Here is a 14509-nt window from a genome sequence, read left to right on the forward strand (position 1 = left end):
TAGAATTCCGGCTGGGATTGCGCTATCCGAGCCGGCTCACCCCCAGATTGCCAGCCCCGTCAGCCCGACGATGCCGACGACCAGCCGCCACCAGCCGAACAGCGCGTAGCCATGGCGCGAGACGTAGTCGAGCAGGAAGCGCACGACGACTAGCGCGGTGACGAAGGCGGCAACGAAGCCGACCGTGATGATGGGCAAGTCGGCGCTGCTCAGCACATTGCGGTTCTTGAACAGGTCGAAGGCGAAGGCGCCGACCATCGTCGGGATGGCAAGGAAGAAAGAGAATTCCGCCGCCGCCCGCTTGTCGACGCCGAGCAGCAGCGCGCCGACGATGGTCGAGCCCGAACGCGACGTGCCGGGGATTAGCGACAAGCACTGGAACAGCCCGATCTGCAGATAAAGCCTGGTCGGAAACCGCTCGACATCGTGGTAATACGGCTTCGGCGTCATGCGATCGACCAGCAGTAGGATGACACCGCCGATGATCAGCATGATGCAGATCAGCCGCGGCGATTCGAACAGCACCGTCTTGATGAAGTCATGCGCCAGTGCGCCGATAATGGCCGCCGGCAGGAATGCGATGAGAATGCCAAGAACGAAATGCCGCGTCAGCCGATCGTAGGGCAGCTCGAGCAGCATCTTCCAGAGACGGCGGAAATAGACGCTGAGGATCGCCAATATGGCGCCGAGCTGGATCAGGATCTCGAAGGCCTTGCCGGTCGAATGAAAGCCGAGGAAATGGCCGGCGAGCAGGATATGACCGGTCGAAGACACCGGAATAAACTCGGTCAGGCCCTCGAGCATGCCGAGCAGCAGCGCTTCGACTACGGTTTGGCTTTCCATGGCAACCTCGGCGTTGGAGGGCGGGCTTGAGAAAACGGTTTGCTTGTCACGGCGCGGAACTCCCCCTATAGGTCGCAGCACCCTGACAGCCCCTGAATCGGGCGGCCAAGACTTACCGGCGCAGCCGGCGATTTGCCAGTGCGCTCTATTATCGCGGGACCATGCTGACGCTTTTCCACCATCCGATGTTCGCCAGCTGCCGCTTCGTCCGCCTCGCCTTTGGCGAGTATGCCGAGGAACTGGCGCTGATCGAAGAAAAGCCGTGGACGCGGCGCAAGGAGTTCCTGGCACTGAACCCGGCCGGCACGCTGCCGATCCTGCTTGCCGAGGGCGACGTGCCGATCGTCGGCGCGATGGTCATCGCCGAATATCTCGACGAGACGCGCGGCGTACTCAAGCGCGACAAGCGGCTGTTCGCCGAGGATCCGATGGAGCGCGCCGAAATCCGCCGGCTGACCGACTGGTACCTCAACAAGGCGGAAAGCGAGGTTACCCGGCATCTGGTGCGCGAGCGCGTCCTGAAGCCGGTCATGCCGGAAACGGCAGGCGGCGGGTCGCCCGATTCGGCGGCGATCCGCGCCGCCCGCGCCAATATCCGCCAGCATATGAAATACACCAACTGGCTGGCCGGCACCCGTCATTGGCTGGCCGGCAACAAGGTCACCTATGCCGATCTCGCGGCGGCGGCGGCACTGTCGGTGCTCGACTATCTCGGCGAGATCGACTGGCGCGAACACAGCGCCGCGCGCGAATGGTATACAAGGGTGAAATCACGGCCTTCGTTCCGGCCGCTTCTGTCCGACCGGGTGCGCGGCCTGTCGCCGGTGTCACATTATGCGGATCTCGATTTCTGATACGGCAAAGCTGCGCGCGCTCATCGACCGCGAGGCGCGGAACGCCGGCTTCGACGCCGTTGCCGTCACCACGCCCGATGCGATCCCGCAGGCGCCAGAGCGGCTGGCCGAGTTCGTTGCCGACGGCTTTCACGGCTCGATGGGCTGGATTGCCGAAACGCTCGAGCGGCGAGGCAAACCGACGACGCTTTGGCCAGAGGTCCGCTCGATCGTCGTGCTGGCGATGAATTACGGCCCCGACCACGACCCACGCGAGGTGCTGGCGAAGCGCGACCGCGGCGCGATCTCGGCCTATGCGCAGAACCGCGACTATCATGACGTGATGAAAGGCCGGCTGAAGGAGATCGCCGGCAAGATCGTGGCGCGCGCCGGCGGTGACGTGAAAGTGTTTGTCGACACCGCTCCGGTGATGGAAAAGCCGCTGGCCGAGGCGGCCGGCCTCGGCTGGCAAGGCAAGCACACCAACCTGGTTAGCCGCGCGCATGGCTCCTGGCTGTTCCTCGGCACCATCTTCACGACGGCCGAGCTGGTGCCGGACGCGCCTGAGAACGATCATTGCGGCTCCTGCCGGGCCTGCCTCGACGCCTGCCCGACCGATGCCTTTCCGGCGCCTTACCGGCTCGATGCGCGGCGCTGCATTTCGTACCTCACCATCGAGAACAAAGGACCGATCCCGCATGAGTTCCGGGAAAAGATCGGCAATCGCATCTATGGCTGCGACGACTGCCTGGCCGCCTGCCCGTGGAACAAGTTCGCCCAAGCCGCTTCGGAGGCAAAGCTTGCCGCCCGCGCGGACTTGCGCGAACCGCCGATCACCGAGCTGCTGCGTCTCGACGACACTGCCTTCCGAACGCTCTTTTCAGGCTCGCCGATCAAGCGCATCGGCCGCGACCGTTTTATCCGCAACGTGCTGATATCGGCCGGCAATTCCCAGGACTTGTCGCTGGCCGGCGCCGTTCTCGCGCTGCTCGACGACGCCTCGCCCCTGGTTCGCGGAGCCGCGGTATGGGCGCTGTCGCGGCTGGTGCCGGGTCGGGAGTTTGCCGAACGTGCCGCAGCCGCTTTGCAGGCAGAAGATGACGGGGCGGTGAGAGGCGAATGGCTTCTGGCCCTGCCGAAGCCGATCGAGGCGCATACATGACAAAAAAGCAGATTTTCGTCTTTGGCGCCGGTTATTCGGGCAAGGCCTTTGCCCGCGCCAACAGGGATGCCGACACAACGATCTTCGGTACAACACGGTCGCTGGAAAAATTCCCGGCGCTGCGGCAAGCCGGTATCGTGCCGCTGCGTTTCGATGGCACACTGACCTCCGAAATCGGCGATGCCCTTGGGAAGACAACCCATCTCGTCGTCTCGGTCGCGCCGGACGAGGCCGGCGACCCGGTGCTGGCCGCGGCCCGCGAGGAGATCGCGGCCAACATGCCGGAGCTCGAATGGATCGCCTATCTCTCCACCGTCGGCGTCTATGGCGACCATGGCGGCAATTGGGTGGACGAGGCCGCCGAATGCCGGCCAGTATCGAAGCGATCAGCGATGAGGGTTGCCGCCGAGCAGGATTGGCTGAAACTGGGCCACGACGTTGGCCGGCCGGTGGCGATCCTGCGACTTTCCGGCATTTATGGGCCAGGCCGCAACGCCCTGGTCAATCTGGAAAACGGCACCGCCCGGCGGTTGGTCAAGCCGGGCCAGGTGTTCAACCGCATCCATTGCGACGACATTGCCGGCGCGCTCTGGCATCTGGCCGAAGGCAATCGCGGCGGCATCTTCAACATCACCGACGACCTGCCGGCGCCGCCGCAGGACGTCGTCGCCTATGCCGCCCAATTGATAGGCATCGAGCCGCCGCCCGAAATTCCGTTCGAGACCGCCCAACTTTCGCCCATGGCGCGGTCTTTCTATGGCGAGAACAAGCGTGTCGCCAACGCGGCGATCAAGGCGGCCGGTTATGGCTTTCGCTTTCCCGACTATCGCTCGGCGCTCAATGCCATGTGGGCGAGCGGCGACTGGCGCGACGGTGAGGCGCGCAGCCCGATGAAACGGTCCTGATCGATACGTTGCGCGGGCTATGGTATGATGCGGTTCAAATCGCGGAGGGGTCCAGCTTGGGGAAAATGTTGAAGCGAGCCTTGCCCGGCAAAACGCTGCCGCTGACGGCAGCACTGGCCGTCGCCAGCTTGGCGGCGCTTGCAACGCAGCCAGGGAGCGCCGAGCAACGGGCAAAGGACCTGTTCGGCGCCAAAAAACTGCCGGCACTCGCAGCAGCGCAATCGATCGGCTTCTATTCCAAAGGCTGTTTTTCCGGCGGCGTCGCCCTGCCCCTGGACGGCCGGCACTGGGAGGTGATGCGACCGTCGCGCAACCGCCGCTGGGGCCATCCGGCAATGATCGCGCTGATCGAGAAGCTGTCGCGCGATGCCGCTGCAGACGGCTGGCCGGGCCTGTTGATCGGCGACATCTCGCAACCGCGCGGCGGTCCGATGCTGACCGGCCATGCCTCGCACCAGATCGGCCTCGATGCCGACATCTGGCTGACGCCGATGCCTGACCGCAAGCTCTCGGCCGAAGAGCGCGAAAACATCAGCGCTACCTTGATGGTCGACGAAAAGACCCATCTGGTGAAGGACGGCCTGTGGACGCCGATGCATACGCGGCTGTTGAGGCGCGCCGCGAGCTATCCCGAAGCCGAGCGCATCCTGGTCAATCCCGGGATCAAGAAGAAGCTCTGCGACACGGTCAAAGGCGACCGTAGCTGGTTGCGCAAGGTCAGGCCGTTCTGGGGCCACGACTACCACTTCCACATTCGCATCGGCTGCCAGCCTGGGTCACCCGACTGCAAGGCGCAGGAAGCGACGGCGCCGGGCGATGGCTGCGACCAGGCGCTGGCCTGGTGGTTCACCGAGGAGCCGTGGCGTCCCAACAAGAACCCGGACAAGCCGAAGGCACGCGACGTGATGACGATGGCGAACCTGCCCAGGCAATGCCAGTTCGTGCTCGACGCGCCGGCTCCGCCCTCGGCGGAAGCAGTCACCTACTATGGCGACGGCGTGCCGGTTGCGGCCGCACCTGCTCCCGCGGCAGAGCCTTCGCCGCCGCCGACGCTCGCAGCCGGCGCGGCATCGCTTCCGGCCTCGGCGAACGCCTTTATGGCGACGCCCGAGTTCGGCATTCCGCTGCCGCGGCCACGACCGGGGCACTGATGCGGGCAGCGTGTTCGCTGTCTGCATCCGTGCATCTCCACTTCGAAAACCGATTTCCCTTTTTGCGGTCATGCGCTAGTCAACGAGAGAACGGCGATACGCGTCGGGAACGGACGAGAGCATGCCAGGCGTAAGCGACGACGACACTCTGTTGCGATTTCCGATCCTGATCGGCGACATAGGCGGCACCAATGCGCGCTTCTCGATCGTACTTGACGCGAATTCCGAGGCCGGCGAGCCGACCATCGTCCAAACCGCGAACTTCAATACGATCGACGAGGCGATCCAGTCGGCCGTGCTCGACCGCTCGTCGGTCCGGCCGAATTCAGCTGTGCTGGCGGTGGCCGGCCCTGTCGAGAGCGACGAGATCCCCCTCACCAATTGCCCATGGATCGTCAAGCCGAGACAGATGTTCGCCAGTCTCGGTCTCGGCGACGTCGTGGTGCTCAACGACTTCGAGGCGCAGGCGCTGGCTGTCGTCGCGCTCGGCGAAGAGCACATGGAAAAGATCGGCGGCGACGAGCCGGAACCGAATTCCGGGCGGGTGGTGCTCGGCCCGGGAACCGGGCTCGGCGTCGCCGGGCTGGTTTATGCGCTGCATCACTGGATACCGGTGCCCGGCGAGGGCGGCCATATGGATATCGGGCCGCGCTCGCCGCGTGATTTCGAGGTGTTTCCGCATATCGAGAAGCTCGAGGGTCGCATCTCCGGCGAACAAATCCTGTCAGGACGCGGCCTGGTAAACGCCTACCGGGCGGTGGCCAAAGCGGACGGCAAGCCGTCGCCCTTCACCACGCCTGCCGAGATCACCGCCGCGGCGCTGGCAAAGAACGATCCGGTGGCCGAAGAGGCGCTGTCGATCTTCGTCACCTGCCTGGGGCGCACCGCCGGCGACCTCGCTCTGGTGTTCATGAGCCGCGGCGGTGTTTTCCTCACCGGCGGCATCGCGCAAAAAATCCTGCCGGCGCTGCGGACCGGCAGTTTCCGCGCTGCCTTCGAGGACAAGGCGCCGCACAGCGCCCTGATGCGCAGCATGCCGGTCTACGTCATCACCCATCCGCTGGCAGCGCTTTTAGGGCTGGCCGCCTATGGCAGAAATCCGTCGCTGTTCGGCGTGCAGACGGCGGGGCGACGCTGGCGGGTTTAGGACCCAAGCCGCGCCGCGACGAAGTTTCGCCGTCCCCGGCCATAGGCAAGCCGCCATTGGGGCGTTAAGAGGTTGCCGAATTGCAGCCCGGCCGAACCGAAACCACAAAGCGCTCAAACGTGACACTTCCAGCACCAACCAAAGGGAAAGTCCGTCCCAGCGAGATCGTGGCTGTTATCCGCCGCATCATCGCCGAGAACAGCCGCGATTATCGCTGGTACTATGCTCTTGCCGTGCTGTGCCTGGTGACGATCGCGGCGACGACCGCCTTCACAGCCTGGATCATGAAGGATGTCATCGATCAGATCTTCTACCAACGGCGCGGCGATCTTATCGCGCTGATCAGCGTGTCGATCCTGGCCGCCTTCATGCTACGCGGGCTGGCCAGCTACGGCCAGGCAGTGACGCTGGCCAAAATCGGCAACAATCTGGTGGCGCGCTATCAACGCCGCATCTTCGACCACCTGATGAAGCTCGGCGTCGGCTTCTTCAACGACACCCGCTCGGGCCGGCTCGCCGCGCAGATCAACGAGAATGTCAACGGCATCCGCGATCTCCTGTCGATGACGCTGACATCGCTGGCGCGCGATGCGGTATCGCTTGTCGCGCTGGTCGGCGTCATGATCTGGCAGGACCCGATGCTCTCCGCGATGTCGCTGCTGATCGGCCCGCCTTTGATCTACAGTGTCACCTATCTGATGCGCCGGGTGCGTCGCATCACCCGTGAATCGGTGCAGATCAACTCGCGGCTGATCGGCGCCATGCAGGAAGCAACGCAAGGCATCGCCATCGTCAAGGCCTTCACCCTGGAAGACGAGCTGTCGCGCCGCATCGGCGGCCTCGTCGCGGGCGCCGAGCAGCGGGCAAACAAGATCGCCCGCGTCTCGGAACGGCTGACGCCGATCTCCGAAATGCTGGCCGGCTTCGCCGTCGCCGGCGTCATCGCCTATTCCGGCTACCGGGCGACCGTCGGCGGCCAGCCGCCGGGCGCGGTGTTTGCCTTCATCACCGCCCTGCTGCTTGCCTATGACCCCGCCAGGCGGCTGGCGCGCATGCAGGTCGGCATGGAAAAGTCGCTGGTCAATGCGCGCATGATCTACGAGCTTCTCGACCTCGAGCCGCAGCAGGGTGACGTGCGGGGAGCCGCCGAGGCGAGATTCACCTCTGGCGAAGTGCGCTTCAACAACGTGTCCTTTCGCTATGTCGAAGAGGCGCCGGTCCTGCAGGATCTGAGCTTTGTCGCCGCCGCCGGCAAGGTGACCGCCATCGTCGGCGCCTCGGGCGCCGGCAAGACGACGCTGGTTGCGCTGCTGCAGCGCTTCTACGACGTCGAGTCTGGCAGCATCGAAATCGACGGCCAGGACATTTCAAAGGTCACCAAGCATTCGCTGCGCGGCTCGATCGCCTATGTTTCGCAGCAGCCCTATCTGTTCGAAGGCACCATCCGCGACAACATCCGCTACGGACGTCTGAGCGCCACCGACGCGGAGATTGAACGCGCCGCGCAACAGGCCGCGGCCGACGATTTTATCCGCCAGCAGCCGCAAGGCTACGACACGCCGGTCGGCGAGAACGGCGTGACGCTGTCGGGCGGCCAGCGCCAGCGTGTATCGATTGCACGCGCCATCGTTCGGCAGGCGCCGATCCTGCTGCTCGATGAAGCCACCTCGGCGCTCGACAACGAGGCCGAGGCCCGCGTCCAGGAAGCGCTGACCCATGTCATGGAAGGGCGCACCACCATCGTCATCGCGCACCGGCTGTCGACCGTGGTTAATGCCGACCACATCATCGTGCTGGAGCAGGGCCGGCTGGTCGAACAGGGCACGCATGCCTCGTTGATGGCCGACCCGCACAGCGTCTATGCGCGGTTCCACCGGGTGCAGGGCAGGAAAGGGCTGGGGCTTGTCGATGACGCCAAGCCAATCCAGACTGCGGCGCAAAATGGTCGCGCGAAACAGGCGGCCGGGAGACATTCATGAGCGACACACCGACCGTCAACATCAATGAAACGGGGGAAATGGGCCTGGTGGTGGTGGGCGCGGCCGGCCGCATGGGCCAGGCGCTGATCCGCGCCATCCACACGATACCGGGCGCCCGCGTCGCCGGCGCGATCGAGCGGGCCGGTTCGCCCCATATCGGCAAGGATGCCGGCGAGCTGGCCGGCGTCGGCAGGCTCGAGGTGGCGATCGGCGACGATCCGCTGCCGGCCTTCGCCAAGGCCGACGGCGTGCTCGACTTCACCACGCCGGCGGCAACCGTCGAATTCGCCGGCTATGCCGCGCAGGCGCGCATCGCCCATATCATCGGCACAACCGGCTGCTCGGCCGAAGACAATGCCAGGATCGCGGCGGCGGCACGACACGCGACGATCGTCAAGTCAGGCAATATGAGCCTCGGCGTCAATCTGCTGGCAGTGCTGGTTGAGCAGGCGGCGCGCGCGCTCGACGCCGACGATTTCGACATCGAGATCCTGGAAATGCACCACCGGCACAAGGTCGATGCGCCATCGGGCACGGCGCTGCTGCTCGGCGAAGCCGCCGCTGCCGGGCGCGGCGTGGCACTTGCCGGCAACGATGTTCGCGTCCGCGACGGCCATACCGGCGTGCGCAAGAGCGGCTCGATCGGATTCGCCAGCCTGCGCGGCGGCTCGGTGGTCGGCGACCACAGTGTGGTGCTGGCCGGTACCGGCGAGCGCATCACGCTTGCCCACCACGCCGAAGACCGGGCGATCTTTGCCCGTGGCGCGGTCAAGGCAGCCCTGTGGGCGCGCGGCCGCAAGCCGGGCCTCTATTCGATGCGGGACGTGCTCGGCCTGACAAGCTGATCCACAGACTTGGCTAATCCACAAGATTTGGCTGATTCACAAAATTTGAAGGAGCAAATATGTCGAGAACTCTCGTGCTCGTGCGCCACGGCCAGAGCGAATGGAACCTCAAGAACCTGTTTACCGGCTGGCGCGACGTCGACCTGACCGAACTGGGCCATGCCGAGGCCAAGGCGGCCGGCGCCAAGCTCAGGGCGCGCGGCATGAAATTCGACATCGCCTTCACGTCGTCGCTGATCCGGGCGCAGAAGACCTGCCAGCATATTCTCGACGCCGTTGGCCAGAGCGAGCTCGAGATCATCCGCGACCAGGCGCTGAACGAGCGCGACTATGGCGATCTCTCCGGCCTCAACAAGGATGATGCGCGCAAGAAATGGGGCGAGGAGCAGGTGCATATATGGCGCCGCTCCTACGACGTGGCGCCGCCCGGCGGTGAAAGCCTGAAAGACACCGGCGCGCGCGTCTGGCCCTATTACCTGCACGATCTGCAGCCGCATGTGCTGCGCGGCGGCACGGTGCTGGTGGCGGCGCACGGCAATTCGCTGCGCGCGCTGATCATGGCGCTGGATGGCAAATCGGGCGAGGAGATCGTCAAGCTCGAACTCGGCACCGGCGTGCCGATCATATACACGCTCAACGCCGATTCGACGGTGGCAGCGAAGGAAGTGCTGGAGGGCTGAGGCGGAGAAGGAGCGCGGCATTCAAAAAAGCGCGTTGACACTCATCCCTCGCCCGCTTAATGAGCGCGCACCAGCCCAGATGGCGGAATTGGTAGACGCGCACGGTTCAGGTCCGTGTTCCGCAAGGAGTGGAGGTTCGAGTCCTCTTCTGGGCACCAAATTCCCGTTTCGGACCGTTTGATATGGTTCGGAGACTCCAAGAAAAAGCCCGGTTTTGCCGGGCTTTTTTGTTGAACTGGAGCCTAGGCCGTTCGCCGTCACCTAGGTACCTATTAATATCCAATAATTACCCGTCCGGGTTGGGCAGCGATCGGTCGTTGCGGCAGCGCGCCAGCGGAAGGATTTGGCCCGAGATCACTCTGGTGATCTTTTGCCGCTTAGCGTTGGTCACGACGGTCATGCACGCACAGCCGTAGCCGTAGCCCGAACCAGGCACATTGGTCTCGACGAATTGTCGGTCGTCAAAGGCCGGCACATTGTCGATGCCGTCACAGGCTCCCTCTGGACATCGCCTAGTGGACCGTCGATGAAATCGCCGTTGAGCAAATTGTCCGCACTGCCCTGGCGCGCCTCGCATCCTTTCATGTCCGGCGGCGACGCCAAGCTCGTCGCCTGCGTCATCGTGATCAGATCAGCTGTGGCATGTGTCAGTTCGCGGCCGGAACAGGGCAGCTCATGTCGCCCTCCTGGCATTTCAGATAGCCTTCGAAGTCTTTGGCACGGGATTGCGTAAGGCCGTCCATGCACTGCGCGATGAGCATTGGCATCATGCTTCCTCCGGCCGCTCCCGCGGTCTGGAAACTGCACTCCGCGTCGCGAAACTTGCCCCAATCGCGCTGTGCCTGGACAAGCAGCTTCTTGGTATCCGCGTCGTTCTTCAGGCGGGCTTCGATCTGCTTGTAAAGCTCGTTGAGCTTCTTGTCGGATTTCTGAAACTCGGCACCGAAGCACTGGTTCATGGTGGCCTGATCCTTGGCATCGGCGCACTTGTCCTCGGCGAAGGCGACAGTCGGCATGGCCGGAACCACGGCAGCAATCAGTATTGCGGTTTTCATCGATTTCCCTTTCCGGTTGCAGTCAAGCTCTTAAGTTGCTCAGCCCCGCCCCATGTCCTCTTCAGCTGTCCGTCATTGCCACGGTCAGCCGTGCCCATGGCCTGATTATCTGGTTTTCGTCGGATCAGCTTTGTCACCTTCGGAGACCGTGACGCGACTTCCGTCACGCCGGAATAGTTGTTTTCCTCATGCGCCAACGGCGTCGGCGGCAAATCTCCACCGATCACCATCATTCCGTAACTTGCTCGGCAAAACACTTTGCCAGGTCTTGCGGCGCTCCGAGCTTCTTCGCCCAGGATACCAGTTCAGGTTTTTCCGACGGCTCGGCATAGCCGCCCCAGACGTCGCGGAACTGCTTCTTTCCATCGACTGTCTGGAAGAACATCACACCGTCGTCGCTCACGGGCGTGGAGACGTAAGCGGCGCTCCAGTTGCCGTTCTCCATGATCGTGATGAACTTCACCCGAGCGGGCTTGACCTTGTTGTTCAACGCCGAGGCGACGAGCGTGGCATATTCCTGCTTGCGCGCCTTCGTCGCTTCGACCTTTATGCCGTCGCAGGCGTTACCCGCAGCGAAAGCGGAGGTCAGCGTCATTCCCAGCCCCGCGAGGCCGGCCATAACGATTTTGAAATGTCGCCGGACCAGGCTGCTGAATTCAGACATAATTGGCTTCCTCCTTTTTTCGCCCGGGAGCCGACTAATCGGAATCGTCATCATCCGATGAACTGTCATCGCCCGACGAATTGTCATCGTCCGGTGTATCGACCTCGCAGCCGATACCGCGGCAGCCTTGGTAGTTGCCTTGCGTATCGAAGTTCGGATTGCCTTCTTTGTCGTACTGCGGTCTGTCGTCGATGGTTTGATCCCCGTCATCAGGATCGTCGACTTTACATCCGAGCCCATGGCAGCCGATGTAACGGCCCCTGGTATCGAAGTTGGGATTGCCGTTCCTGTCGAACTGCGGCCGGTCATCAATCTTTCGGCCGGCTTTGTGGGGCGGATCAACCAGGCAGCCCTTTCCGCGACAATCATCGTAATCGTCGGTGGTACAACCGGCGATCGCCATCACAGCAGTGGCCAAGGCCGCACAGATTACGAATTTCATGGTTCATTCCTCCGACTGGCTGGCGGACATCGTCCATATCGGAAGGCCGTTGCAGGCGGCGATCCCCGCCTTTGCCGCGGAGTCTGGCGCCAATCGGAGGAGGGCAAAGCTTCGCCGGCCATCGAACGAGAGCCAGGCTGTGGGCGACGCATTCGACGACTTAGCCGATGGTTGTCGTAATCTCTAACGTCGGAGGGAACGCTCCCGGCGGGGGCCGCCGCATTAGCGAATGTCAATATTCCTCTCCATGCTTAGTGCCCCGTCCGCCCAAGCATGTTTCAACAATCCGCTGACGCGGTTGTGCTTCCAAGAAATTGCATCCGAGTCCGCCTGTGACAAGGACAAATCTCAATATCGCAGGATTGAATTTGGCAGATGCTTAATATTTCGGAATCAGAACAGGTTATCTTAGCAGACACTGAAACATGCATCTCCAACAAGATTACGGAACGTCTCATTAGCTTTGTTTCTCGTTGATACAAGTAATACTCCATGTCGTTGTGACTTTTGCGCCTGCTCTACGAAAAAACGCGACGAGACCGTTTCTTATAAGATCGCCCTAATCGTGATCTATTGTGGTATTTTTTTCGAACCCAGCCCAACTCGTTGCGAGGGCCGAAAGAAACGCCGCCCCTTTGCCGACTTTTCGTACTGGCCGTCGGGCCAGGCGACGGCAAACATCCTCAAGGTCAGCCTGACGATGCGCCTTGGCTGCGGACATGACGATGTTTCGTGGCGCCAGCCGCGATGAGCGGTTTAGAAAGCCGGACGAACCACGCCTTGTCTCACCCCAGCCCGATCCGCTTGGCGCCTTGCCGGAACAGCGCCTCGGCGCCCGGCTCGAAGCGGAAGGTGCCGATGAAATCGTCGGCGCAGTAGTTCGGCAGCATCTTGCGCAGCGCAGCGGCGAAACTTCGTGCCTCGCTCAGCCGGCCCGCCAGCGCAAGGCAATGCGCGGCAATCGCCAGGATTATGGCATGGGCGTTGGGACGGGCGGCTGCTTTCAGCGCCCATTCGGCGGCTTCATCGAACTGGCCAAGCCGGACATGCGACATCGCCCTGGCGCCCAACATGCCGAACAGCAGCGGATCGAAGGGACTCAGATGCCTGGAATGGTCGGACGAGCCGATCGCGGCCTGCGGGTCGCCGGACTGCGAATGGACGAATGACAGCGCATAGTGGCCGAGCGCGAAATTCGGGCTGAGATCTACGGCGCGTTCGAGCTCGGTGAGGGAGCCGTCCTGTTCGCCGCGCAGCCACAGCGCCCGCCCCATCGCCCAGTGAGCGGCCGGATTGTGATCATCGACGAGCAGGCTCTGGCCGGCTGCCTCGAAGGCCAGGGCGCTTTCCCGGTCGCGGTCGCCCCAACGCTGGAAGGCATTTTGCCAATGGGTGAAGGAGAGGCCGGCATAGGCGCGGGCGAAGGTCGGATCGAGCTTCAAGGCCGTGTCGAAGAAATGCCGGGCCTGCTCGTTTTCCGTGCGGGTGAAGCGATACATGTGCCAGAGGCCGCGATGGTAGGCTTCCCAGGCGTTCAGCGAATTGGGCGCCTTCAGCATGGCGCGGTTGCGCTCGACGGTTTCGATCTCGGCCGAGATCGATGAGACGATGCTGTTGCCGATATCGTCGAGCACGGTAAAGATGTCGTCCGGCCTGCGCTCGAACGTCTCGGCCCAGACGATCCTGGCTGTGCGCACCTCTACAAGTTCCACGCTGACCACGACGCGGGCTGCCTGGCTACGTACCGTGCCGGTGGCGACATAGTCGACGTTGAGCCGGCGGCCGGCGTCCTCCGGCGCAATGTTTTTTTCGGCGAGCGCAAACACCGAGCCGCGCGCGATGACGAAAAAGTCCCTGAGCTTGGCCAGGCGGGTGATGATGTCGTGGGTGAGGCCGTCGGCCAATCCACCGCGCGGGCCGCCGACAGCCGCCTCTTCGGCAAACGGCATCACGGCGAGCGAAGCCTTCTGCGATGCAGCAGTATCGGAACGGGGAGGCACAATTGACGCGTGGGGGGCCGCGGGTACGAGTGAAGGTCGCGCCCAGAGCGCTGCTGCAGGTCGTTCGCCGCGGATCGTCCGCCATGCCTCCCGAACGGCTCCGAAATCCAGATCCTCTGAAGCAAACAGCCGCGCCGCGGAAGCGAGATGTTCCTCGCCCGCGCCAAACTGGCCGCGCTGCGCCAGCCTTTTCAGAAGAGCCACATGCGCGCGCCCGTCGAACGGAGCGAGTTCCAGCCATTTGTCCAGATGCGAGGACATTTCGTCGGCATCCGCCGGAAGCTTGTTGACGAGGTGTTCCAGGATTGCGGCGTGCCAAGAGCTGAAGCGGCGGCGCTGAGCGATCAGCCAACCGTTGAAATGCGGGCTGCGGTCGATCTCCAGCCCATCGAGAAAATCGCCGGCGAACATTCCGGAAAGAGCCTGCAGCCGCTCCAGACCGAGCGTCTCAACGCCCTTGGCGGCGGCCGAGGCTATGCCGACAGCGTCGACGGAAGCACCTTTCAGATCAAGCGCGATCGTGTCGTCTGGTGTCTCGACCCTGCGATGGTGCGGTTCATCGAGGATGCCTCTAAGCTTGCTCAGGCACCAGCGAAGCTCGCCGCGCGGGTCGTTCGGCACATCCCACAAAAGCTCGCAGAGGCGGCTGCGGCCGACCGGATGTGGCGCCAGCGCCAGATAGGCGAGCAGCGCACGCAGCTTGCGCGATTTTGGGAGCTGGATGATGATGCCGTTGCGTGTGATCGTCAGCGGTCCGAGCAGACGCACGCAAAGACCGGCCATCTCGCCGCCGAGGCTCGATC

15 protein-coding genes and 1 tRNA gene are annotated in these 14509 nt (G+C 63.4%); 9 read left to right on the forward strand and 7 right to left on the reverse strand.

The window, feature by feature from the left end:
• Positions 1-36: 36 nt before the first annotated feature.
• Positions 37-843 carry an undecaprenyl-diphosphate phosphatase gene (locus NKH98_RS10290; protein WP_352898087.1) on the reverse strand — a complete coding sequence of 269 codons (807 nt, stop codon included), beginning with the start codon at positions 841-843 and terminating at the stop codon, positions 37-39.
• Positions 844-1004: 161 nt separating this feature from the next.
• Between NKH98_RS10290 and NKH98_RS10295 the strand changes: the two genes are divergently transcribed.
• From NKH98_RS10295 to NKH98_RS10335, 9 genes are all read left to right on the forward strand, one after another.
• Entirely contained in the window at positions 1005-1697 is a 693-nt protein-coding gene (locus NKH98_RS10295) for a glutathione S-transferase family protein (RefSeq protein ID WP_254817994.1), read from the forward strand.
• Entirely contained in the window at positions 1678-2838 is a 1161-nt protein-coding gene (gene queG, locus NKH98_RS10300) for a tRNA epoxyqueuosine(34) reductase QueG (protein WP_352898090.1), read from the forward strand. Before NKH98_RS10295 ends, queG begins: the two co-directional genes overlap by 20 nt.
• On the forward strand, positions 2835-3743 hold the full coding sequence (locus NKH98_RS10305; protein WP_352898093.1) for an SDR family oxidoreductase: 909 nt from the start codon (positions 2835-2837) through the stop codon (positions 3741-3743). The genes queG and NKH98_RS10305 overlap by 4 nt, the downstream gene beginning before the upstream one ends.
• Positions 3744-3808: 65 nt before the next feature.
• Positions 3809-4894, forward strand: a complete 1086-nt coding sequence (gene mepA, locus NKH98_RS10310; RefSeq protein WP_352898096.1) for a penicillin-insensitive murein endopeptidase — start codon at positions 3809-3811, stop codon at positions 4892-4894.
• 121 nt (positions 4895-5015) lie between these two features.
• On the forward strand, positions 5016-6041 hold the full coding sequence (locus NKH98_RS10315) for a glucokinase (protein ID WP_352898098.1): 1026 nt from the start codon (positions 5016-5018) through the stop codon (positions 6039-6041).
• Positions 6042-6160: 119 nt separating this feature from the next.
• Complete coding sequence (locus NKH98_RS10320) at positions 6161-8020, forward strand: ABC transporter ATP-binding protein (protein WP_352898100.1); 1860 nt, start codon at positions 6161-6163, stop codon at positions 8018-8020.
• 20 nt (positions 8021-8040) lie between these two features.
• Positions 8041-8865 (forward strand): 4-hydroxy-tetrahydrodipicolinate reductase, encoded by an 825-nt coding sequence (dapB, locus tag NKH98_RS10325; protein ID WP_352477091.1) that lies wholly within the window; start codon positions 8041-8043, stop codon positions 8863-8865.
• Between the two features lie 59 nt (positions 8866-8924).
• Positions 8925-9545, forward strand: coding sequence for a 2,3-bisphosphoglycerate-dependent phosphoglycerate mutase (locus NKH98_RS10330; RefSeq protein ID WP_352898102.1), 621 nt, complete (start codon positions 8925-8927; stop codon positions 9543-9545).
• 73 nt (positions 9546-9618) lie between these two features.
• Positions 9619-9703 (forward strand) — tRNA-Leu (locus NKH98_RS10335).
• Positions 9704-9831: 128 nt separating this feature from the next.
• Here the strand turns inward: NKH98_RS10335 and NKH98_RS10340 are convergent.
• The 6 genes from NKH98_RS10340 to NKH98_RS10365 form a co-directional block, all read right to left on the reverse strand.
• Positions 9832-10122: a DUF4087 domain-containing protein gene (locus tag NKH98_RS10340; RefSeq protein ID WP_352898104.1), complete on the reverse strand. Its 291-nt coding sequence runs from the start codon at positions 10120-10122 to the stop codon at positions 9832-9834.
• Between the two features lie 70 nt (positions 10123-10192).
• Positions 10193-10600, reverse strand: coding sequence for a lysozyme inhibitor LprI family protein (locus tag NKH98_RS10345; protein WP_352898107.1), 408 nt, complete (start codon positions 10598-10600; stop codon positions 10193-10195).
• Entirely contained in the window at positions 10597-10833 is a 237-nt protein-coding gene (locus tag NKH98_RS10350; RefSeq protein ID WP_352898109.1) for a hypothetical protein, read from the reverse strand. Before NKH98_RS10350 ends, NKH98_RS10345 begins: the two co-directional genes overlap by 4 nt.
• Positions 10830-11318 carry a hypothetical protein gene (locus NKH98_RS10355; RefSeq protein ID WP_352898112.1) on the reverse strand — a complete coding sequence of 163 codons (489 nt, stop codon included), beginning with the start codon at positions 11316-11318 and terminating at the stop codon, positions 10830-10832. Before NKH98_RS10355 ends, NKH98_RS10350 begins: the two co-directional genes overlap by 4 nt.
• A complete protein-coding gene (locus NKH98_RS10360) occupies positions 11299-11706 on the reverse strand; it encodes a hypothetical protein (protein WP_352898114.1) in 408 nt (135 codons plus the stop codon). The genes NKH98_RS10355 and NKH98_RS10360 overlap by 20 nt, the downstream gene beginning before the upstream one ends.
• A gap of 785 nt (positions 11707-12491) precedes the next feature.
• On the reverse strand, positions 12492-14489 hold the full coding sequence (locus NKH98_RS10365) for a transcriptional regulator (protein ID WP_352898350.1): 1998 nt from the start codon (positions 14487-14489) through the stop codon (positions 12492-12494).
• Positions 14490-14509: the final 20 nt, after the last annotated feature.

It is taken from the genome of Mesorhizobium sp. M0833 (assembly GCF_040319905.1).
Taxonomy (GTDB): Bacteria; Pseudomonadota; Alphaproteobacteria; order Rhizobiales; family Rhizobiaceae; genus Mesorhizobium.